At 46.8% G+C, this 293-nt stretch carries 1 protein-coding gene; it reads left to right on the top strand.

The features are described from left to right. The coding region (locus tag AB4585_RS23635; RefSeq protein ID WP_372171205.1) for an oligogalacturonate-specific porin KdgM family protein at positions 1 to 293 on the top strand (293 nt) is incomplete at both ends.

A 293-nucleotide genomic window follows, 5' to 3' on the forward strand; every position in this document is an offset into this window, starting at 1 on the left:
TTACGACATCAGAACGCACAGCAACGGCGACAGCACACAATTCCGTCACCGTATTACTGGTAACGTAAACTACTCTGTAGCAGATTGGAAATTTGGCTTCGAAGCTAACTACTACGACGCCGAAGATAGCTGGATTCTTTGGGACGGCAAATCAGAAAACTATGAGTTAAACCTAACAGCTGGCCGCAAATTTGGTGACTGGTACCCATACGTTGAGTTTGGTGATGTGAACGCAAGCTCTACTTCAGCGACTCGTGAACTGCGTAGCCGTGTAGGTCTAACTTACAGCTTCT

It is taken from the genome of Vibrio sp. 10N.222.49.C9 (assembly GCF_041474985.1).
Classification (GTDB): domain Bacteria; phylum Pseudomonadota; class Gammaproteobacteria; order Enterobacterales; family Vibrionaceae; genus Vibrio; species Vibrio crassostreae_C.